Genomic DNA, 20,231 nt, shown 5'->3' with positions numbered 1-20,231 from the left:
GGTGTCCTGAAACAACGAGCCATCACCATCGCCACGCCAGCCCTTTGTCACAGCAAACAAAGCGAATCCGTCGGCTCCCGATTTGCCAGGAAAAATGCCGGCGACCATAGGGCCGCCGGCATGCAACGCATGGATCATGCCGCCACGAGCTGTCGTGCCAATGCCACCTCGACGGAATCACCGTCCTGGTTCAGGACATCAAGCCCGGACTCCGGCACGTCGCCCGACGTGCTTTGCGACACCATGATCTTCCGGGCCATCAACCCCAGGCAGGTCATCTGCGAGGAGTTGGCGTAGCCGAGGTAGATCACGCGCACCGGCTGCTTCTGGCCGATGCGCCAGGAACGCCGGGCGGCCTGCTGCAGCGAGTACACGTTGTACCCGCTCTGGAGGAACACGATGGTCGGGAACTCCAGCAGGTCCAGGCCGGTTTTCACCAGCTCGGGATTGGTGATGAGCACGTCGATGCCACGGTCCAACTGCTCGGCGATCCAGTCCTCGCGGCGGGAGGCATCCACGCTCGCGCGCAGTACCGCCACCTTGAAGCCTTCCTGCTCCAGCAGCACCTTCAAGCGCGACGTGGTGTCGCGCGTGCCGGTGTAGACCGAATAGACCAGGGTCTTGCGACCCTCTGCCTTCTCCCGCTTGCAGATCTCGATCAGCTCGCGTTCCTTGGGCATCACCTCCAGCTCGTTGAACTGAGCCGGCACGAACGCCAAGGTGTTGCGCGTGCGCGGATGCACCACGGTTTCCGATCGAAAGCAGCAGTCCGGCCAGGCCAGCAGCACGTTGAGGACCACGCCGAGCAGTGTCGTGTCGCGCTTCGCCAAGGCCTGCTTCAGCTCCTGGGTCAGCCGACCCGCCAGATCGCGGTAGGCCGCGGCCTGCGCCGTGTCCATGGCGACTTCGCGGAACTCCTCGTCGTAGGGCGGTAGCACGTTGCCACCGATGTCCTTCAACTTGAGGAAGACGGTGAACGGCAGGACGCAACGCAGCACGCCCTTCGGACCGAAGCCCGGCGCCTTGACCGTGCGCACCGATACCTTGGTGCCCTTGGCCGTCTTGTGCGCCGTGCCGGTGCTCTCGGAATAGATGTCCTTGAGCACGCCGTGATCGCGCATGAACGCCATCGCGGCCGAGGTCATGCTGCCGCTCTTCGTCGGCCGGTAGCCGTCTTCGATCATCCGCCCCGGCAGGGCTCGGAACAGCAGGTGGAACAGGTCGTCACCGTAGCCGCCCATCAGCGTGCCGGTGAGCAGCAGCGTCTTGCGCGCCTTGGCCGCCAACACCCCCATGGCCTGGCCCTGAGCGGAGCCGCCGTTCTTGTACTCGTGCGCCTCGTCGGCGATGAGCAGGTCGAACGTGCCTTGGGGAAGCTGCCTCTTGATGAACTCGGACGGCTGGTAGCCGCCCTCGCCGAAGCCGAACTCCATGTTGGCCATCGCGCGTTCCATCCGGTGGGCTTGCCGGTCCGAGAAGACCAGTTCGCCGCGGTCGTCCATCAGGTTGATGAACTCGTGGATGTTGTCCCCGAGCATCGACGCGAGGAAGGCGTCACCGAACTTCTGCATCAGCTTCTGCGCGGTGACTTCCCCGATGGTTGGGATGCGCTTCAAGGCTTTGAGGACAGCGGAGGACTGGTCGCTCGCGGACAAGCCCCTCGGACGGATCAACGACCACAGCGGTGCACGGCAGTGGCTGCACTTGCGGCGGGACTCCTCGGCTTCGAGTTCGACCGGGTTGATCGGCTCGCCGTCGAGGTCGGTGATGACATGCCCGCAATCCGGGCAGGCCCCCACGTCGCCGTGAGGCGTGCGCCGGCGGACGAAGACAGGTTTCCAGTGGAACCCCATCCGCATCCGTACGCGGCCCAGGACGAAGAACTCCTGGCCCTGGGCCGGCACGCCCAACTGCTCGCGCAGTTTCAGCAGCTTGACCAGCGTGTCCGGGCCATTGAGCACCCAGACCTTGGCACCGGCCACCGTCTCCTGGATCTCGCGCCGCCACTTGTAGACCAGGTGGGGTGGCGAGAGCACCAGGGTACGGCGGTAGCCTTCGGCGTTGAGCACGGCGGCGGTGGCAATACCCACTGTCGTCTTGCCGCAGCCCATCTCGCCATTGACGATCGCGGCGCGTTCGCCGCGATCGACCAACAGTTCGGTGACGGCGTGGACCACATCGGCTTGCGCGGGGAACAGCTTGCGCTTGAGCGCGGCGAGGATCATTTGCCGATGCACCCGCATCTGGCCGGTGTAGACCGGAGGATTGGCGCGGTTGAGTGAATCAAGCAGCTCGTCGCCGAACTCGGACACGAAGTCCTGCAGGCTGAGCGTGAGGGGTGAAGCGGCCACTTCGAGCAGGTCGCCCTGCACAGCGGTTTCGGGAACGGTTTCGAGATCGAGGGACATGGTGATGCTCCAAAGCAATGGGGCATGCGCCTCCCCCACGGGGCGGTGACATGCCCGTGGGTGGGAAGAAAGACGCGGCAAAGAAACGTGTAGGTGCCGCTGGATGCGGATCAGTATTCGCTGGGCAACAGCAGCGTGGTAACGCTGCGATCCCATTCGGTGATGATCCAGAGCTTCAGGTCGTGCGTGACCTGGTAGGACGAGAAAAGACGATCCTCGCCGGACTTCAGCGCGGCATCGTTCTGCCGTCGATCGCTGTCGTCCAGATCGCCCCAGTCGCCATGAAGATGGCGGCGCAGGTACGGCGTGGGGTCGAGCCGGCCCTGTCGGACCAGCTCATCGACGCCGGCGGTCATGACCACCTGCCCGGGCGAAAAGCGTGCTTGTGACGCGAGGTTGAGGATTGTGAGTGCCATGGTGGTTTCTCCTTCTGGAAGCAGGGGCCACGGCACCCCCATCGGGGGCAACGTGACCCCGGTGGGTGGATGAAGGCGACGGCGAACCGTCAGGGAACAGCGATCAGCGGATGGTCAGCACTTCGCCCCACGTGGGCGAGCCCAGCGTCAAGTCCCATGCACGAATGACCGGCACGAACTTGTCGGTGAGGATGCGCGTCTCGGCCACGGAGCCGTCGTCGCGCTCGGTGTACTCCGTCTGGAGGGTCTTCTCCTTGTGGGTATCACCTTTGACGACGAGCACGCGCCCGCTCTTGGACGTCACCACGCCGGAGATCGCGCCTGCGGCCAAGGCCAGGGCGAGATGCCAGTGCGACAAGGCCCGCGCGGGCGGACGCAGCGACTGCTGCGCGGCGCCCAGGTGGGTATCGAGCGCTGGCCAGAGTCCTTGCAGCCGGCCGACTTCATCGGCGAACTGCTCGGGCTCCATCGTCACGCGATAGAAGTGCTCCGGCTCGGCCGGGCTGGCAGGGACGGTGTACGGCAGGAACGGCCATTCGAGCGGCAGTTCCTCGGCTTCGGCGTCGCCCTGTCCGATCTGCAGCAGCAGACCGCGCACGGCCTTGACCGACTCCGACGCCTGGTCGCGCTGACGGATCCTGCGACCGAAGATCACCACCTGCTTGAACTGCGTCTCCACCGCACGGTAGATACGCAGGTCGGCGAAGTGGCGCGTCAGCCATCCGACCAGCTCGGCGTCGAGCACGTAGGACGGCACGATGAAGATCAACACGCCGCCGTACTGCAGCAGCGGCAGCGCACGCTGATAAAACAGCTTTTCCAGCCGCGCACGACACTGGCCCTGATAGCCGATGTTGCCGTTCACGTCCTTGCTCAGGTCGCCATACGGCGGGTTCAGCCACAGCAGCCCGAAGGACTGGCGCGAGATCAGCGTGTCCATCAGGTCACCGTGGATGCAGCGATCGACCAGTTGCCGTGCGTGGCGGGCACGCTCGGCGTCGTACTCGACGGCGAAGGCCTTGACCTGCTCGCGCCCGAGGGCGTGGGCGGCTTCGGCGATCGCCACGCCTTCGCCGGCGCAGGGATCGAGGATGGACATGGTGCCGGGAGACGGCGCCAGTGCGGACAAGGCCCGCTCCAATGTCGGCTCGTCGGTGGGGAAGTAGCCGTTACGAATGAAGTTGCGCGCCAGGCGCGGAAACATGAGTGCCATGGATTTCTCCTGGTGATGGATGAAGGAAGGCGGGCACGCGCGGCGCGCATGCCCGTGGGGATGGCTCACGCCACACGCCGAAGCGGTGCGTTCGCGGCCAGTTCGTACTGCGTGGCGCCGAGGGTGCCGTTGCGGATCAGCTCGCCCAACGCCTTCGTCAGCGCCGGGACATCGAGGGCCAGCCGATGGCCTTCCAGCGGCCCGAGGGCCAAGGGAAGACCGGTCAGCATTCGCCGTGTCTGCAACAGCGCCAGCACGGTGTCGCGCCAGTGGTCGAGCAGTGGCAGCGGGCAGGTCTCCTGCACCAGCGTCCACAGCCGGTCGAGCCGGTGAGCGGAATCCCTGGGCAGAAGCGCCAGCGCGCTGGCGTTGGCCTTGTCTGGCTTCACGCAGCGACGATCGAACAGCCACACATTCGTCAGCGAACCGAACAGCGTTCGCCGATAGGCACGGGTGATGCGCTTTTCCAGGTTCTCGACGTTGCCGACGAAGACCGGGATGGATGCGCCCTGCTCGGTGATGACGTGGAACTGATCGAGTCCCTGTTCATCCCGGCCGAGGGTCAGGCGGGCGAGGAACTCCTGAACGGCGGTGTCGCGCGCCCAGATCGAGAGAAAGACGAGATTGCCCTGCTCGTCACCGACGCAAGCGTCGGCCATGAGGTCGGGGCATTCGTCGATGCGGTACAGCGGTTTCGCGGAAGAAGGTGCAGGCATGGTGATGTCCTCTTGAAAATGGGGTCTTCGCGGATTAGTGTGGGTGCAATCGAGCGTTTTCGGGTAGCGGCGGCAGGAAGCTGGCGATGATCTTGAGCTTGAGATAGTCCTCATCGCGGTAGCCGTAGGCGCTGCGCTGGATCACCCGGATCTTGTTGTTCAGTCCTTCTACCAGGCCGAGGCTGACCTTGTGGTCTGGGTGGCAGTAGGCGGCAATACCGTCCCAGTGCCGCTCGATCATCCGCACGAACTTCTGGTACGGCGCCAGCCGCTGCCAGCGCAGGCTCTGCTTCCAACGCTCGAAGAACGCCCGGGCGCCGCGCTCGGTGCGGTAGCTCCACAACTGGCCGAACGATTCCTTCAGCAGGTACGCGGTGTTCAGCCGCTTGTTGGCCGCCAGCAGCTTCCTGAGCGCCTGGCGGCCGTCCAGGGTCAGGTTCTCGCGGTTGCTCAGCAGGGTATAGCGCTGGCCCTTGATGTAGCTGCGGTCCTTGCCCTGCAGGCGCTTGTACTCGTCACGCCTGACCTGATCGAGCGCGTCGGACAGGTGGCGCATGATGTGGAACTTGTCGAACACGATGGCCGCATTGGGCGCGTTGTTGCCCACCGAGGTGCGGAACGGGCGCCACATGTCCATCACCGCCAGCTCGATCCGGGCGCTCTTGTCCGGCCCCAGATCGGCGAAGAACAGGTCGATGTCCGCTTCGGTGCGGCCGCTGCCGCCGAACCAGATCGGCCGGCCCCGCTCCAGGTCGCTGACCACCACCCGGTAGTCGTGCCCCTTGTGGATGGCAATCTCGTCGATGCCGATGGCCCGCGGCGCCGGCATCCCGGCCCGGCGCACCTGCTCGGCCATGTACAGCTTGGACAGGTCCTTGACCGTGCTGTCATGCAGCCGCTCCAGTTCGGCCACCGCCTTGTTCGTCATGCTTCGGCACAGATGGCCCACGTGCAGGGCGAAGCGCCCCGTATAGCGCGGGTTCTTCGCCAGCCAGTCCAGCCGCTCTACGTGCACACCGCCGCACCCCGGGCACCGGACCCGCCAGCGTTCAAACTCCACGTGCAGGATCCAGCCGGCCACCCGCAGGTCGCGGGCACGGCACAGGCGTTGATCGTAGCGGCTGAGGCAGCGATGACCGCAGTTGGAGCACACAGCCGTTTTTTTCGGCGCCGCAAGGTCACGATCCGGGCCTTCGGATCGCCAAACACGCCCTTGAGCGTGGCCGCTGCCACGAAGCCCGGAAAGGCGAACAGATCACGCAGGCTACGGCCTGATTTCATGCGTCAACAGCCACCCAGAAGTCAGTACAGGATGCACGCCTGCACACATCGCAGGAACATGCTTGTTTTCAGGCTCAAAGCCTACTTCAACGTGTTCAAAGCGCCCACACGATTCCGCGATGAGCCTGAAAATGAAGGAGCAACCACAGCCCGCGGGGCCGTGCTCGCCCCGGTTGGGTGAAGGAAGATGCGTGCCGCTAGACAGCGCACCCCGCGTGGAAGCGGTGAACCCGCTCGCGCCACTCGGGGCTTTGCACCGGCGCCATGTCGAGATAGCGCAGCGGGCACGAGTAGTAGTACGGATGCACGGACTCATCGAGGGACTTGTAGCCCCAATCGCCGCCCGAACTTTCCAGCAGATGGCAGCCGATGTAGCAGACGGACTCACCGGCCGCGAGGCCCATGACGCCCGCCTGCCTGGCGGTGACGCGAACCACGGTCCACAGAACGTCGCCGTCCAGCGTGTGGTCGATGACTTCGCAGCAAGCGCGTTCGGACGCCTGCGGAGCGATCAGCTCGCGGATCAACTGATCGCGCGTCTGACGAACGAAGGTCCAGCCCATGAGGATCTCCTTGAAGAAATGGCCGGAGCCCTCCCCGTCGGGGGAGAACCCCGGCGGGTGGCGGAATGCCGCGCAAGGCGGCGAATGGATCAGGCAGCTTTGAGGTGCCAGTCCTGGGACAACGGAGCGAACTCGTAGCCCAGCTTGTCGAGACGGTCGCGCTGCTGACGCAGCACACGACGATCCACGGTCGCATCGAGCTTCACGGTCTCGCCCAGGGGCCACAAGGCACCGAACAGCGCCGCGTCGTCTGCCTCGGCCGAGGCCGCAGCGGACACGGGAGCCGGTTCGCTGCCGAACGGCGTGGTATCGACCAGGGGATCGCGCGGACTGCGCGGCTTCGCCTTCGGCTTGGCCGGGGGCGTTGCCGGCACGGGCGCCTGCGCTTCCTCGTCGATCGGATCGACTTCCTGCGGACTCAGCCGGCGGGCTTCGTCGCGGCTCAGGGCGTCGATGTTGGACAGCGTCATCCCGCCCAGATGGGCGCGGATCTCGATGACCATGCGGCCGTTGGCGTTGTACGTGGAGGGGCGAATCTCGACGATGACGAAATCACCGTCGTACTTGCCCTCGTGGTACTGATCGAGTTCGGCGTTCTTCACGACGAACTCGCCGATCGAGGTTGCCAGGCGGCCGACGTTGAAGTCGCCGTTCCTGCCGTGGATGGTCTTGATGGCCAGTTGGCCGGGGATGGTGATCATGAAGGTCTCCTGCTGACGAAGAGAAGACAAGGCCCCGGGAATGGGGCCTTGCGGATCAGAACGACTCGGCAACGGCCAATGCGGGGGCATCGGCAGCGTCGTCGGCAGCATCGGCGACGGGCTCCGAAGGCTCCGGTGCCGAGGCTTGCTGCGAAGCGGGCGCGTCGGACGTCACAGGGACTTCCGGCTCGCGCTCGTCGGTCTCGGTCGGCTTGGATTCGGCCTTGTAGACGAGCTTGCCGTCGACCTTGATCCAACTGACGAACAGCAGGCGGGCCTTGAGGCTCACACCCTGCTCGCCGGCACGCTTGCCCTTGGAGTAGGTGAAGGTGTCGGTCCACAGGTCGCCCAGGCGGAAGCCGATCATCACCTTCTTCTCGGCGTCGACCGCCTGAATGCAGCGGCGCACCAGGTGCTGCGCTTCCGATCCCGATACGCGCGTGTCGAAACGCACATACGAGACGTCATCGCTGGGACCGTTCAGGGCCGCGATGTCGCAGGCCAGGAACGCATCGCCTTTCTTGGGCTTCACCTCGCGGATGCGATTGAGATACCCGAGGCCGGTGATGTGCAGATCAAAGTAGGACTTTTCGTTGGAAGTGGTCATGGTGAATCTCCTGAGAACAATGAGGCGGAGACACACCCGACCCAAGGCGGGGAAGGTGTGGAACCCCCGCGTGGGTTGATGGAACAGCTTGGTGGCATCGCCATCGAGAACCGATGGCCGTTCGCGCATGGATGCCGGTGCGAACTGGTGTGATCAACGCGGTCGGAACCGCGTCGCAGCCTTGAAGATCGTGGCTGCCTGGGCATGTTGCCGGCAACGCCAGCGAACATGCGGCCAGCGTGCGGCACATGGCGGCGGCCGTCCGCCGGGAATCGGCAATGCGCCGGCACCGCGTTCCGCGAAAAAGAAGAGCCCCGACGTGGGGGCTCGAATGGGTTGCGGGTTACTCGTCGTCGTAGAGCGTCAGCCCGTCCAGCACTGGCGCGTCGGCATCGAACACCAACATGCGAACGTCGGCGAGCGCAGCCAGGTGCAACACTTCCACGAGGGACTCCGGCACGCCCTTGGCCCGGTGCTCCTGCCGCAGCTCTTCGGCGGTGATGCCCTCGACATGCTGCAGGTTCGCATCCGTCCAGGGCGTGGCGATCAGCTTCACGCCGACCGCCGGGCTGTAGGGAATGCGGAAGGCCACGAACAGAAAACCGCTCGGCGTAGCGATGTCCGCCAGTTCGGCGAGGAAGCGACCGGCCTCCTCGGTGATGTGCGCCGAACTGATTTCCCAGGCACGGCTGTAGAACCCGGTCTCGAAGCGCAGGCGGCGTACCACCTCGCGCGCGGCTTCCTCGGAGTAGGTATCGCCGACGTGCAGCGGCTGGCCGGCTTCTTCGGCCATGACGGCGTAGACGAGGTTTCGGGCGATACCGTGGCTGGGGCACTGCGCGTCCAGCTCGGGCGGCACGTTCTGGCCCTCGGTGATCAGCGCGAAGTCGTCGCAGAAGACGCAGGCATGGCGCTCGACCTGGCTGTCCGGCAGGTGCGACTGCGAGACGTGCAGCGGCAGGTAGCTCAGCGGGCAGTCGTCGTCGTAGGAAATCGCCAGCAGCCGCTGCACGGACAGGCCATCGTAGCCGCGGGCGAAGGGATTGTTGGAATGGGACATGGGATTCCTCCAGCAGAGGATGGCCGAGGCAATCCCCTGCCGGGGATTGAACCCCAGCGAGTGGATGAAGTGGCAACCGGTCAGCCGGCCGCGGCGTCGGGCCGCCCTGGTGGCGGGCGGTGCAGGTCAGTGGAAGATGGTGATTCGGGCCATGGCCGCTCCTGCGAAAAGAAGGAGGGACATGGCCCCGAACGAGGACGCATGTCCCTCGTGGGGTGGGATGAAAGGACGGTGGGTTGCCAGGCGCGGCTCACCAGCCGTTGTAGTGCAGCGTGAGGTCAGCGATGACCTGGCGCCGTTCCAGATCGAGGCCGCCGAAGTCGGACAGCCCCTCGAAGCCGCAACGCTTGAGCATCGCGCCGCCCTCGCGGGAGTTGTAGAAGCTCACCATCGCGGACAGGAACATGCGTTGACCGCTGCTCAGCACGCCCAAGGCGTCGTTGAGCATCAGCATGTTGGGCCGCAGGTCCCACTTGGTAGTGGCACGCTGCAGACCTTCGCGTGTGCCGTCGCCGAACCACTCGTGGCCGGCGATCTGCGCGCCGCGCTTCCAGGCCTCGAAGAAGGCCTGCGGTGCAGCGTCGAAGTGCGCTTGTTCCAGCGCCATCTGATCGAGCACGTCTTCGGGTAAAGACAGATTCATGAGAGAACTCCTTGAAGGGTGGGAATCAGGGGTGAGCGCGCTGTGTCCAGGCGTGGGTATCCAGGGCGCGCTGTGCTGCGAGGTGGGTCGGGAAATACTCGACGGACTCCCGCGATACCGGGCCTTCGTCGTCTTGTGTGCCGATGTAGTGGCCGGCCGCGCTGCGCAGCACCTGTAGCGGCAAACGCTTGCTGGTCCAGGCCAGCGCCAGCGCACCACTGCGCACTGCGGTTGCAGAGGAAGATGCGGAAGGTTCAGACATGCCGTGCTCCTTGGTGGGTCGAGGAGCACGCATCACGCAGGGGATGGGGTTCCCCTCGGGTGGTTGAGAAAAGTGCATCGTCGCCAGGCCGGCGAGCGTCCGCGGTGGGCGATGCGAAGCGGACTGGATCGGTCAACGCGGCGAACCGCGTTGCAGTCTTGAAGACCGGGACTGCCAGGGCATGCCGCTGACGACGGTCAGCAACGCATGAGGGTGAGCTTCGGACTATCAGATAGCCGCGTCACGCAGCAATCGGGCGCAGTGGCGTCCCCGATTGGGGTCGGGCGCGCCCGGTCCTCTATTGCGATGTGCCTGCACCATTATTCAATAGATGTTGTATTATTGAACTATGAACGAGACCCAAGCCGTTTCCGCCCTGGGCGCCCTGGCCCACACCCAGCGCCTTCGCGTGTTCCGCGCCCTGGTCGTCGCCGGCCCCGAAGGGCTCACGCCCAGCGTCCTAGCCGACCAGCTCGACGTGGCCCGCAACACCCTGTCCTTCCATCTGAAGGAGCTGGCCCATGCCGGCCTCGTCACCATCGAGCAACAGGGCCGCAACCTGATCTACCGCGCCGACTTCGCCCACATGAACGGGCTGCTCGGCTACCTGACCGAGCACTGCTGCCAAGGTGGCGTGTGCGAGGCCAATGAATCCACCCGTGCCTGCGCCTCCTGCTGAAAGGAACCTCCATGAAACGCTTCCACGTCCACCTGCACGTCGATGACCTGAATCGCAGCATCGGCTTCTATTCCCAACTGTTCGCCGCGCAGCCGGCTCGCATCGAGGCCGACTACGCGAAGTGGATGCTCGAAGACCCGCCGGTCAACTTCGCCATCTCCACGCGCGGCAGCAAGCCGGGCATCGACCACCTGGGCATCCAGACCGATGACGCCGACGAACTCACCGCCCTGAAGGCCCGCGCGCAGGCTGCCGACATGGCGCTGCTCGACGAAGGCACCACGACCTGCTGCTATGCACGCAGTGAGAAGCACTGGGTCACCGACCCGCAGGGCGTGGCCTGGGAGCATTTCCACACGCTGGGCAACATCCCCGTGTTCAACGAAGCGCCGCAGCCCGCGCCGAGCACAGCTCCAGCTTGCTGCGCGCCGAGTGACAGTCGCGCCGCCGCGAAACGGGCTGCTTCTTGCTGCTGACGCGAGGCATCGATGACGACTGAAACCACCTACAACGCGCTGTTCATCTGCACCGGAAATTCGGCGCGTTCCATCCTGGCCGAAGGCATCCTCAACGAACTGGGCCTGGGACGGTTTCGCGCCTACTCGGCGGGGAGCCACCCCAAGAGCGAAGTCCACCCGCTGGCGCTCGCCACGCTGGAGCGCCTGCGCCTGCCAACGACCGGCTACCGCAGCAAGAGCTGGGACGAATTCGTGGCGCCCGGTGCGCCGGTGTTCGATTTCATCTTCACCGTCTGCGACAACGCCGCTGGCGAGGTGTGTCCCGTATGGCCGGGCAAGCCGGTGTCGGCCCATTGGGGCGTGCCCGATCCGGCCGCCGTCGAAGGCAGCGAGGAACAGCAGCGCAAGGCGTTCATGGACGCCGCGTTGACGCTCAAGCGTCGCATCGAGCTGTTCCTGTCGCTGCCGCTCCAACGGCTCGATGCCATGTCGCTGCAGCATGAGCTGCGCGTCATCGGCAAGCAGTGAGGTAGCACGATGACCGTACAGACAGAAGCCGTCGCCGCCACGCCATCGTTCTCGATGAGCATCTTCGAGCGCTACCTGACGGTGTGGGTGCTGCTGTGCATCGTCGCCGGCATCGCCCTGGGCCAGCTCGCGCCTGGCGCGTTCCAGGCCGTCGGCCGCATGGAAGTGGCCCAGGTCAACCTGCCGGTCGGCCTGCTCATATGGGTCATGGTGATCCCAATGCTGCTCAAGGTGGATTTCGGCGCGCTCGGCCAGGTTCGCCAGCACTGGCGTGGCATCGGCGTGACGCTGTTCGTCAACTGGGCGGTCAAGCCGTTCTCGATGGCACTGCTGGCCTGGCTGTTCATCCGCCACGTCTTCGCCGACTGGCTGCCGGCCGACCAGCTCGACAGCTACGTCGCCGGCCTGATCCTGCTGGCCGCCGCACCGTGCACAGCGATGGTGTTCGTGTGGAGCCGACTGACCGGCGGCGACCCGGTATTCACTCTGTCGCAGGTGGCGCTGAACGACACCATCATGGTGTTCGCCTTCGCGCCCATCGTCGGGCTGCTGCTGGGCCTGTCGGCGATCACCGTGCCGTGGGACACGCTGCTGACCTCAGTGGTGCTCTACATCATCATCCCCGTCGTCCTCGCGCAGGTGTGGCGCCGCTCGCTGCTGCGTCGTGGACAGGCCGCGTTCGACCGCGCGCTGGAGCGCCTCGGCCCGCTCTCAATCGCAGCGCTGCTGCTGACGCTGGTGTTGCTATTCGCCTTCCAGGGCCAGGCCATCCTGCGACAGCCGCTGGTGATCGCCATGCTCGCCGTGCCCATTCTGATCCAGGTGTTCTTCAATTCCGGCCTCGCCTACTGGCTCAACCGCAGGGTCGGCGAGAAGCACAACATCGCGTGTCCCTCGGCGTTGATCGGTGCCAGCAACTTTTTCGAGCTGGCAGTGGCAGCGGCCATCAGCCTGTTCGGCTTCCATTCCGGCGCGGCCCTCGCCACCGTGGTCGGCGTGCTGATCGAAGTGCCGGTGATGCTGCTGGTGGTGCGCGTGGTCAACCGTTCCCGCGCCTGGTACGAACAGGCCCCGCGCAACGCAGCGAGGCATCCGGCATGAGTACCGTCACGATCTACCACAACCCGGACTGCGGCACGTCGCGCAACACGCTGGCGCTGATCCGCGCCAGCGGCATCGAGCCCACGGTCATCGAGTACCTGAAGACGCCGCCCGACCGCGAGACCTTGAAGGCGCTGATCGCGCGGATGGGCATGGGCGTGCGGGATGTGTTGCGCATCAAGGGCACGCCCTACAAGGAACTGGGCCTGGATGCCGCGCATTGGAGCGACGACCAGTTGATCGATCAGATGCTGGCGTACCCGATCCTCATCAATCGGCCCATCGTGGTGTCGCGCTCGGGCGTGCGCCTGTGCCGCCCCTCGGACATGGTGATCGACCTGCTGCCGCAACGACCGGCGGGCGAGAACCGCAAGGAGGATGGCACGCCGCTGCTGGTGGATACGCCGATCGCCGGCAGCGACCCGGACCTCGCCCTGGCTTTGCAAGAGGCCGTGCTTCCCACGGACGACCTGGCCGAACCAGGGCGCAGCTTCTTCGCCTATGCCACGGTGTCCGGCGAGCGCGTGGGCTACGGCGGCTTCGAGCGCCTGGGCCGAGACGTGCTCGTGCGCTCCCTGGTGGTGCTGCCACACGCACGCCATCGCGGCATCGGCGGCGGAATGTTCGCACTGCTGCTGCGCCGTGCCTTCGACGAGGGCGGGCGCGACGCCTGGTTGCTGACCACGACGGCTGCGCCGTTCTTCGAGCGCGCGGGCTTCAAGCCAATCGAGCGCAGCGCCGCACCGGCGGCCATCCTTGCCACACGGCAGGCCGCAAGCCTTTGTCCTTCGAGCGCCGTGCTGCTTGGACGTCGAATGTCACTGTGATGTGCCCTCACAAGGACATCCCGGGACACAGAGGTGCATCAGTGAAATGACTAATCGCCGAAGGCCACGCGGGCCTTCGGCTGGAGAGGAAGGAAAACCACCTGTGGGCTGCGTCAGCGCGGGCCGTCGTCAAAGCCGTTCGCTGCATCAGCAATCGCACCCGGCCCGTTTCGTGGCTGGGGCCGGAAACCTTTGGCACGCATACGCGCACAAAGGGAGCCCGTTGTTCCGCCGGCGGGCACCGGCACCGAATACCGTCGACCGCAAGCGGTCTCCTGGCGCCTCGCAGTTTTGCACACCAAGGCGTCAGGAGACCGCTCGCGTATCGGCGGAAGCACGTCGATCAGCGGAACCGCGGCGAACGCGATCCGGGGAGAAATGACCTTCTCGCCCAGCAGGCCGTGATGGGCCTGCAGGACGCGCACACCGTTGCAGAAGGGAACGCGCGCTGGGGAGTCCCGCGGGGTGCGGGAGGTTTGCCCCGCCGTCGGCAGCAGCCGGCGTGGCAGAGGGAAACGTGGGCGTCAGCTCGCCTTCGGAGACCGACGCCGCGGGCTTGGCGCTGCGGGCTTGCCTGTCGCGGTTTCGACCGGCTCCGTGCCCTTGCAGTCCGGGTAGCGGCTGCACGACCAGAACGCGCCGTTCTTGCCGCTGCGCTGGCGCATCGGGGCGCCGCACTGCGGGCAGTTCGGCGCGGGCGGCAGCTTGAGGTCGAGCGTGGCGCCGCGGTACTGCTGCACGAGCTGGGCGACCCAGCTCGATTGCTTGGCGATGAAAGTGTCCAGCGTCATCTGGCCGCCCTCGATCATGTCCAGCGCCTGCTCCCACACCGCCGTCGTGCCCGGGTCGGCGATGGCCGCCGGCACCGCGTAGATCAACGTGAAGGCAGCATCCGATGCGCGGATGGCGCGGCCTTTCTTCAAGAGATAGCCGCGGGCCAGCAGCCCGCTGATGATGTTGGCGCGCGTCGCCTCGGTGCCGATGCCCGTGGTGTCCTTCAGCTTCTGCTTCAGGCGCGGGTCGGTCACGAGCTTGGCGACGCCCTTCATGGCCTTGACCAGCTCGCCCTGCGTGTAGGGCTTGGGCGGCAGCGTCTTCAATGCCTTCAGCTCGACCTGACCGACTTGACAGGCATCGCCAGCCTTCAACGCTGGCAATACTTGGCCGCACCGTGCATCCTCTCCGTCCGTGTCGTCAAGGGCCGGCGCCGCCAGCACCTGGCGCCATCCGGCCGTCGCGATCTGCTTGCCGACCGCCACCAGCGACTGCCCGCCGCACGTGAGCTGCGCCACCGTTCGGTCAAACTCGTGATGCGGCAGGAACTGCGCGAGGTAGTGGGCGCGGATCAGCCGGTAGACGGCCAACTCCTTGTCGGTCATCGCCGAGAGATTGGCCGGCTCCAGCGTGGGGATGATGCCGTGATGCGCCGTGACCTTGCCGTCGTTCCACGCTCGCGAACGCTGCTGGCGGTCCAGGCGGTCGATCAACGGCCGCAGGCTGGGATCGGTCTTGACCAGGCTGTCGAGCACGGCCGGCACCTCGGCCAGCATGCTCTCGGGCAGGTAGCCCGAATCCGAGCGCGGATACGTCGTCGCCTTGTGCGTCTCGTACAGCGCCTGGGCAATGTCCAGCGTCTCCTGCACGTCGAGGCCCAACTGCTTGGAACACACTTCCTGCAAGGTGCCGAGGTCGAACGGCAGCGGCGGGCCTTCGCGCGCGCGCTCGGTCTCCACCGACAGCACCTGGGCGGTGCCGGCCGCGCGCAGGCGTTCGGCGGCCTGCTGCGCCACCGGCTGCTGCAGGCAACGGCCGGCTTCGTCGGTGCTACCCTGCGGCGGTGTCCAGCTTGCGACAAAGGTCTGGCCTGCATGCGACAGTGCGACCTCGATGGCCCAGAACGGCACCGAGACGAAGCGCGCGATCTCGCGATCACGGTCCACGACCAGCTTGAGCGTCGGCGTCTGCACGCGCCCGACCGATAGCACGCCGTTGTAGCCGGCCTGGCGGCCCAGCAGCGTGAACAGGCGGCTCAGGTTCATCCCGATCAGCCAGTCGGCGCGCGATCGGGCGAGTGCGGAGAAATACAGCGGCAGCGTCTCGGCGGACGGCTTGAGCGCACCCAGCGCCTTGCGGATCGACGCATCGTTGAGCGCCGACAGCCACAGGCGCTGAATCGGCCCGCGGTAGCCGCATAGGTCGATGATCTCGCGGGCGATCATCTCGCCCTCGCGGTCGGCGTCGGTCGCAATCACCAACTCGCTCGCCTTGGCGACGAACTGCTGCACGACCTTGAATTGCGCTGCGGTCGCCGCCTTGGGCTCGACACGCCAACGCTCAGGAAGAATGGGCAGTTGCTCGAGGGCCCAGCGCTTGTATTGCTCGCCGTAACCTTCGGGCGGAACCGCCTCCACCAGATGACCGATGCACCAGGTCACGACGACACCGGCGCCGCTGTAGCAGCCGTTGCCGCGTTGACCGGCACCCAGCACACGGGCGATGTCCTTGCCCTGGGACGGCTTCTCGCACAGGAACACGCGCATGAAGCCTCCTTGGAAATGTGCGGGTCATCGGATGGGCGTCAGCTTGGCGGGACCGGGAGATGCCGGCAGCAAGGAAGCCGATTGATGCAGACACCGCTTTGTGATCGGCAGGCGGTCCGTTGGCGCAGCCGCAGGTGCTGGCACAGCAAGAGCGTCGTTTCGGGAGGGCGGCTGGAACTCCGTGGACGACCTTGGAGCTATCCCCTGGGGATAGCTCGCTGGTGCATCGCGGGCGTATGACGGTTGCTACAGCCGCCCTCGGGGGAACGGCGATGGGCGAATTACTGTCCGCCGGCCGGCTTGGCGCTGAGCGCCACCGACGCGATGCGATACGGCAGAATGCCCACGCGCCGGGCCTCGACCTTGAAGGTCACCCGTTCGTTCTCGTCGGCGTCCTCCCATTCGTCGCGCACGGTGCGGCCCTCGACCAGCACCCGCATGCCTTTCTGGTACAGCGTCTTCCAGTGCTCGGCGTCGCGGTGCCACAGCTCCACTGGCGCCCAGAAGCCGCCGCGATCTTCGTACTCGCCGTCCTTCTTCGGGATCGGGTTGTCGAAGTAGACGTTCAGGCGAAGCAGCCGGCGCGGCTCGTCGTTGCCGTTCGGGAATTCGCGGTAGTCCGGCGCAGAACCGATGTTGCCCTCGCCGACGAAGTGCGTGCTCATGGTGACTCCTTGGTGGTGGGTGGATCGGCCGCGGTATGCCCGTGGACACGTCGCAGGTAAGCCGCTTCGGCCCGGGCGGCCTTGCTGGCGCAATCCAGGGCTTGGCGAGCGATGCTGTGGGTCAGGCTGATCTGCATGTTCAGCACGATGCGCTGCAGTTCCATCGCGTACAGATCGTCGATCAGCGAGGCCGGCGTCGCGGGGTTGGCCAGCAGGGCCTCCCACAACGCCACGCCCATGGAGGAACGGTCGAGGTTGCGCCAGCGCAGGAAGGTCGTCCCTGCGCCAGTGGCCTGCTGGGCCAGTTGCACGTCGAGCAGGCTGAAGGGGTAGGCGTGCGCCTGGGGTAGCACGCGCCGCTGCGCCAGGCCAATCACGTCGTCACGCAGCGCTGCGCACTGGCTGGCCCAGGTCTCCAGACTCCCCTTACCCTTAAAAGGCTGTAAAAGGCCTTTTAGGTAGCCTGCGTGTTCCAGCCGCTGGAAGTCCGCCTGTTCCAGTGCCATGAAGCGCGTGGGGTGGCTGATGGGGATCGATGCCGTCATGCGTCAGCACCCTCATTACCCGTCGCTGGATTGGCTGCGCCATCCGTGTGAGCCGTCGCATCGGGCTCGATGGCGGGCGCAGCAGGCGGCGTGCCGGGCTTGGTCGTCCGCCGCGCGATCGGTGGCGCGAAGCGCGAGCGGCGCGTGCCTTCCAGCACGTCCTGCGGCAACTCGCCGAACTTCTCCAGCGCCGCCCGCGCCGCGGCGTTCTTCGCCGCGAAGTCGTCGCGCGTCGTGCCCGAGTAGCGGTACTGCTGGGCCAGCGAGAACAGGCTGCGCAGCGCGTGCGCGCCATCATTGAGCCAGCGCTCCAGGGTGCTGCGGTCGATCAGCGCCGTGTGGTGCGCCAGGATGAGTTTGCGTGCCAGGTCGTCGTAGTCGGCCAGCAAATACACCGCCATGAAGCCGAGTTGGGCATTCACGAACAGCGGCAGCTTCACCGGCTGCACGTTCATGTTCTCGCCCAGCGACAGCGCCGGGGGTACACCGGCCAGCGCCTGGTCCACCTGCTCGCGCAGCGCCTGCAGCGTGCTCTTGGTCTGCTCCAGCTTGTCTTCGATACGCAGCATCCAGAAATCGGAGTACGGATCGTCCTGTTCGGCGCCGCGCTTCATCTTGTTCATGGCGCTGATGAAGCCGTTGAGACCGATGATGCCGGCGCGTCCCTCGGTCGGCGCACGGCCGTGCCAGATGCGCGAAGCGTGATGAGTGTGCAGCGTCAGCGACATCGCGCTACGCAGCGACCCGAGATTCAATTGCAGGGGGTCATAGGCCATGGGTGACGACTCGCATTAACGGAACGAGTCGCCAGCATCAGCACCGGCTGGAAGGCCGTCAGTCAACAAACCGCAATCGGCGTGCGCCTGGTTTGTCCGTGCCGGGAAGGCTGGCTGTCCCAGCTATCCCCTGGGGATAGCCTCGCGGCGGGTAGCGACGGCAAGCGCCGCCTGCTGTCCCAACTGTGCAATGAAACCTTCGAGTTGGCCGTCGGCGACATCGGCATGGCGGCCGGCGGCGATGTCGGCCCAGCCCATGCAAGCTGCTTCCTGCAGCGCCTTGAGTTTGGCTGCTTCAGGCTCCTTGGCATTCATGGTGAATCTCCAGTGAGGAAAACCGCCTTCACTCCCGTGCCGGCGGCCACTGCTGCGCGGCGTGCAACACGCGCAGGATGGACACCGCGCGGGTGTCCTCCATGTAGACCACCACGTAGTTCGCACGCACGACCATCTCCCGCGTGCCGGCCACGCGGCCAGGCCGGTAGAGCTTCGGGCGCTCCGGCAGCTTTGCGGCCTTGGCCTCGATGTCGTCCTTCAACCGCTGCGCGGCATCGGGGTTGTCGTCCGAGATGTAGTCAACAATCGCCAGCAGGTCGGCGCGGGCAGCTTGCCGCCACTCAAGTACGCGCACGCCGCTTCCTGTCGATCAGGGCCTGCGCCTCGTCCATGACCTGCTGGTGCGGCACCGGCGGCCGTGTGTCGGCCAGCGCCTCCTGAACCTTCGCCCGGAACCAGGCATCGTAGGCCTCCGGGTCGGCCGTGAGGCCAGCCGGCAGCGCGCCTTCCTTGACCACACGGGTCAGCAGGATGCGCACGGCGTCCGAAACGGTGAGGCCGACCCCGGCGAGCTTCTCGGCGGCATCGGCCTTGAGCTTGTCGTCCACACGGATGTGCAGCATCGAAGTCTGTGCGGCCATCTCGGCTCTCCTGTTTGTGCATCAGGCTGTATTTTGTATCTCAATTGAGACTCGCGCAAGAGCCAGGGCCGGGCCGACTGCCCGCCAGAAGGCTCCCTGTCCCAGCTATCCCCTGGGGATAGCTCGGCCGGTCACGGGTCGCGCAGGGCCGCCCGCAGCCGCGCCAGGTGGGCGCGCGCCACTTCGGGGGATACCGGCGGTGCCGATGGCGCCGGTGCCGGCGCGGGTGGACGGGAAGCAGGCGGCACCGTGGCGCTGTCGCCCGCCCAGGCCTTGAACTCCCCACGGATCGCCTTCTGGATGATGCCGAACAGGTAGCCAGCCGGGTTGCGCACCGAGCTGTTGCAGCAGCGCGCCTCCCATTCGTCCAGCACCGCCTGCCGCTGGGCTTCGTCCACCTGCCGCAAGGCCACCAGCGCGCCGGACTGCTGCTCGTGCTTCAAACGCTGGAAGCGGTCTGGCAGCCGCAGGTTCTGCAAGGCCCTCGCGCGCGGTACTGTACGTACTTCATTTATACGATCATTACGTACTGTACGGTCCTCCTTCGGAATCCGAAGAGAGCTATCCGGCGCGGGTTTCGGCCCTGCTTCGGATTCCGAAGACGGGCACGCAGCATTCCGAAGAAGGGCTTCCTGGCCTTCTTCGGATTCGTGGTCCGCACCCTCCTGTGGATAACCTGGCGTCGTCCAGCCATGCAGCGCCATGCGCTGCGCCAGCACCTGCAGGCGGGTCGGCAGCGTGCGGCCGCTGAGCAGCGGGTCTTCGGCAATCTCCTTGAGCGTGTTCATGCCCACGATCTGCACCGCCTTCGCCGCGTGCGTGAGCGCCTGGCTGACCAGTCCGAGGTAGTCGGCATCGAGTTGCATCGCCTCGAAGGGTGACAGCGGTTCGTCGTGCAGCACGTAGAGGTTGCCTTGGATGCGGCCGGTCTTCGGGTCGCGCCGTCGTCGCACCAGGCTCAGCCAGCGCGTCAGCCGCAGCAGCGTCAGGGCGCGCGCCACGGTCTCGTGCGAGGCTTGCGCCCCGCAGGGCATCGAGGCCAGGTAGGGGCGCAATTGGTCGTAGGTGGGAAAGGCGGTCACGCCGTCGTCGTTGAGCTGCAGGCGGAACACCTGCCAGGCGTTGCGCTCCAGCGGGGTCAGGCGCCGGTCGAGGAACAGTCGGCGCGGCACGCTCTCATGGCGGTTGCCGCTGTAGAGGAATCCGTCGGCGGCCGGCGCGGTGCCCTGTGCCGGTTCCTGCGGCCCAAGGTGCCGCAGCGCCTCGTCGAACACCGCCGACAGCGCAACGGGACCTTCGCGCCGTGGTGTGCCGGACGTGGCCAT

Annotated in this window: 23 protein-coding genes and 1 pseudogene; 5 read left to right on the top strand and 19 right to left on the bottom strand. The window is 66.1% G+C overall.

The window, feature by feature from the left end:
- Positions 1-134 precede the first annotated feature (134 nt).
- The 11 genes and pseudogenes from Q376_RS0111960 to Q376_RS0111910 form a co-directional block, all read right to left on the bottom strand.
- A complete protein-coding gene (locus tag Q376_RS0111960) occupies positions 135-2,408 on the bottom strand; it encodes a helicase-related protein (protein WP_009618188.1) in 2,274 nt (757 codons plus the stop codon).
- A 110-nt stretch (positions 2,409-2,518) separates the two neighbouring features.
- Complete coding sequence (locus Q376_RS0111955) at positions 2,519-2,824, bottom strand: hypothetical protein (RefSeq protein ID WP_027350513.1); 306 nt, start codon at positions 2,822-2,824, stop codon at positions 2,519-2,521.
- A 103-nt stretch (positions 2,825-2,927) separates the two neighbouring features.
- Positions 2,928-4,037: a DUF6094 domain-containing protein gene (locus Q376_RS0111950; protein ID WP_027350512.1), complete on the bottom strand. Its 1,110-nt coding sequence runs from the start codon at positions 4,035-4,037 to the stop codon at positions 2,928-2,930.
- A gap of 65 nt (positions 4,038-4,102) precedes the next feature.
- Positions 4,103-4,753, bottom strand: coding sequence for a hypothetical protein (locus Q376_RS0111945; RefSeq protein ID WP_027350511.1), 651 nt, complete (start codon positions 4,751-4,753; stop codon positions 4,103-4,105).
- 34 nt (positions 4,754-4,787) lie between these two features.
- A pseudogene (locus tag Q376_RS24370) lies at positions 4,788-5,909 on the bottom strand (ISL3 family transposase); the annotation flags it as partial.
- Positions 5,910-6,231: 322 nt separating this feature from the next.
- The gene (locus tag Q376_RS0111935; RefSeq protein WP_027350510.1) at positions 6,232-6,597 is read right to left on the bottom strand and encodes a hypothetical protein; all 366 of its coding nucleotides are present in this window, start codon (positions 6,595-6,597) and stop codon (positions 6,232-6,234) included.
- 89 nt (positions 6,598-6,686) lie between these two features.
- The gene (locus Q376_RS0111930) at positions 6,687-7,298 is read right to left on the bottom strand and encodes a DUF3275 family protein (protein WP_027350509.1); all 612 of its coding nucleotides are present in this window, start codon (positions 7,296-7,298) and stop codon (positions 6,687-6,689) included.
- A 55-nt stretch (positions 7,299-7,353) separates the two neighbouring features.
- Complete coding sequence (locus Q376_RS0111925) at positions 7,354-7,905, bottom strand: STY4534 family ICE replication protein (protein WP_027350508.1); 552 nt, start codon at positions 7,903-7,905, stop codon at positions 7,354-7,356.
- Positions 7,906-8,248: 343 nt separating this feature from the next.
- The gene (locus Q376_RS0111920) at positions 8,249-8,965 is read right to left on the bottom strand and encodes a DUF5983 family protein (RefSeq protein ID WP_016446172.1); all 717 of its coding nucleotides are present in this window, start codon (positions 8,963-8,965) and stop codon (positions 8,249-8,251) included.
- A 250-nt stretch (positions 8,966-9,215) separates the two neighbouring features.
- Positions 9,216-9,608: a hypothetical protein gene (locus Q376_RS0111915; RefSeq protein ID WP_003141051.1), complete on the bottom strand. Its 393-nt coding sequence runs from the start codon at positions 9,606-9,608 to the stop codon at positions 9,216-9,218.
- 25 nt (positions 9,609-9,633) lie between these two features.
- Positions 9,634-9,870 (bottom strand): hypothetical protein, encoded by a 237-nt coding sequence (locus tag Q376_RS0111910; protein ID WP_027350507.1) that lies wholly within the window; start codon positions 9,868-9,870, stop codon positions 9,634-9,636.
- Positions 9,871-10,219: 349 nt separating this feature from the next.
- Between Q376_RS0111910 and Q376_RS0111905 the strand changes: the two genes are divergently transcribed.
- Genes Q376_RS0111905 through arsN2 form a run of 5 tightly spaced genes read left to right on the top strand, consistent with a single transcriptional unit; the run spans position 10,220 to position 13,463 of the window.
- Positions 10,220-10,549, top strand: coding sequence for an ArsR/SmtB family transcription factor (locus tag Q376_RS0111905; protein WP_024537143.1), 330 nt, complete (start codon positions 10,220-10,222; stop codon positions 10,547-10,549).
- Positions 10,550-10,560: 11 nt separating this feature from the next.
- Positions 10,561-11,025 carry an ArsI/CadI family heavy metal resistance metalloenzyme gene (locus Q376_RS0111900; RefSeq protein WP_011829938.1) on the top strand — a complete coding sequence of 155 codons (465 nt, stop codon included), beginning with the start codon at positions 10,561-10,563 and terminating at the stop codon, positions 11,023-11,025.
- 12 nt (positions 11,026-11,037) lie between these two features.
- Entirely contained in the window at positions 11,038-11,535 is a 498-nt protein-coding gene (locus tag Q376_RS0111895; RefSeq protein WP_027350506.1) for an arsenate reductase ArsC, read from the top strand.
- 9 nt (positions 11,536-11,544) lie between these two features.
- Positions 11,545-12,636, top strand: coding sequence for an ACR3 family arsenite efflux transporter (arsB, locus tag Q376_RS0111890; RefSeq protein ID WP_011829936.1), 1,092 nt, complete (start codon positions 11,545-11,547; stop codon positions 12,634-12,636).
- A complete protein-coding gene (gene arsN2 / locus Q376_RS25640; protein ID WP_024537140.1) occupies positions 12,633-13,463 on the top strand; it encodes an arsenic resistance N-acetyltransferase ArsN2 in 831 nt (276 codons plus the stop codon). Before arsB ends, arsN2 begins: the two co-directional genes overlap by 4 nt.
- Positions 13,464-13,987: 524 nt before the next feature.
- Here the strand turns inward: arsN2 and Q376_RS0111880 are convergent.
- From Q376_RS0111880 to Q376_RS0111845, 8 genes are all read right to left on the bottom strand, one after another.
- Positions 13,988-16,003 (bottom strand): DNA topoisomerase III, encoded by a 2,016-nt coding sequence (locus Q376_RS0111880; protein ID WP_027350505.1) that lies wholly within the window; start codon positions 16,001-16,003, stop codon positions 13,988-13,990.
- A 281-nt stretch (positions 16,004-16,284) separates the two neighbouring features.
- The gene (locus Q376_RS0111875; RefSeq protein ID WP_027350504.1) at positions 16,285-16,668 is read right to left on the bottom strand and encodes a single-stranded DNA-binding protein; all 384 of its coding nucleotides are present in this window, start codon (positions 16,666-16,668) and stop codon (positions 16,285-16,287) included.
- The gene (locus Q376_RS0111870; RefSeq protein WP_027350503.1) at positions 16,665-17,213 is read right to left on the bottom strand and encodes a DUF3158 family protein; all 549 of its coding nucleotides are present in this window, start codon (positions 17,211-17,213) and stop codon (positions 16,665-16,667) included. The genes Q376_RS0111875 and Q376_RS0111870 overlap by 4 nt, the downstream gene beginning before the upstream one ends.
- Positions 17,210-17,989, bottom strand: coding sequence for a PFL_4669 family integrating conjugative element protein (locus Q376_RS0111865; RefSeq protein WP_027350502.1), 780 nt, complete (start codon positions 17,987-17,989; stop codon positions 17,210-17,212). Before Q376_RS0111865 ends, Q376_RS0111870 begins: the two co-directional genes overlap by 4 nt.
- Positions 17,990-18,112: 123 nt before the next feature.
- On the bottom strand, positions 18,113-18,304 hold the full coding sequence (locus Q376_RS0111860; protein WP_027350501.1) for a hypothetical protein: 192 nt from the start codon (positions 18,302-18,304) through the stop codon (positions 18,113-18,115).
- A gap of 28 nt (positions 18,305-18,332) precedes the next feature.
- The gene (locus Q376_RS0111855) at positions 18,333-18,620 is read right to left on the bottom strand and encodes a type II toxin-antitoxin system RelE/ParE family toxin (protein WP_020651212.1); all 288 of its coding nucleotides are present in this window, start codon (positions 18,618-18,620) and stop codon (positions 18,333-18,335) included.
- The gene (gene relB / locus Q376_RS0111850) at positions 18,607-18,906 is read right to left on the bottom strand and encodes a type II toxin-antitoxin system RelB family antitoxin (protein ID WP_009618210.1); all 300 of its coding nucleotides are present in this window, start codon (positions 18,904-18,906) and stop codon (positions 18,607-18,609) included. Before relB ends, Q376_RS0111855 begins: the two co-directional genes overlap by 14 nt.
- 131 nt (positions 18,907-19,037) lie before the next feature.
- Complete coding sequence (locus tag Q376_RS0111845; protein WP_027350500.1) at positions 19,038-20,231, bottom strand: STY4528 family pathogenicity island replication protein; 1,194 nt, start codon at positions 20,229-20,231, stop codon at positions 19,038-19,040.

Origin of the sequence: Halotalea alkalilenta DSM 17697, assembly GCF_000621205.1 — a bacterium.
GTDB classification, from domain to species: Bacteria; Pseudomonadota; Gammaproteobacteria; order Pseudomonadales; family Halomonadaceae; genus Halotalea; species Halotalea alkalilenta.
Note: the sequence above shows the minus strand (reverse complement) of the source record. Positions and strands in the feature narration are given on the sequence as shown.